The sequence below is a fragment of the Streptomyces sp. 4F14 genome (assembly GCF_048159485.1).
Classification (GTDB): Bacteria; Actinomycetota; Actinomycetes; order Streptomycetales; family Streptomycetaceae; genus Streptomyces.
In genome coordinates, this window is record NZ_JBLRVY010000456.1 from 1 (window position 1) to 304 (window position 304).

Here is a 304-nt window from a genome sequence, read left to right on the forward strand (position 1 = left end):
ACTCCCGTACGGCGGGTTCCTCGCCGAAGGGCGTGAGCCGCTGGTGGAGGTCGTCGAGGTATTCGGCGCCCCGGCTGGAACGCACCGTCGACAGCAGCTCCATCGCCCGCACCCCGGTGTGGCAGGCCCGCTCCACCTCCCGCTGCTGGACCTGCGCCGACGCCAGCAGCACCAGGGCGATGCCCCGGCGGCGGGCCCGCGTCTCCGGCAGCGCGGCGAGCGCCGACCGGCTGATGCTTAAGCTCGACCCCTCGACGCTGGGCTGGGCGCTCGGTAAGCCCTCGGGCAAGGGGGAGATGAGGTC

At 73.7% G+C, this 304-nt stretch carries 2 pseudogenes; one reads left to right on the forward strand and one right to left on the reverse strand.

The window, feature by feature from the left end:
- Positions 1-223, reverse strand: a pseudogene (locus ACLZOT_RS51570) (transcriptional regulator); the annotation flags it as partial.
- On the opposite strand from ACLZOT_RS51570, the pseudogene ACLZOT_RS51575 reads away from it, so the two are divergent.
- Positions 195-304: pseudogene (locus tag ACLZOT_RS51575) on the forward strand (thioesterase family protein); the annotation flags it as partial. The pseudogenes ACLZOT_RS51570 and ACLZOT_RS51575 sit on opposite strands and share 29 nt — an antisense overlap.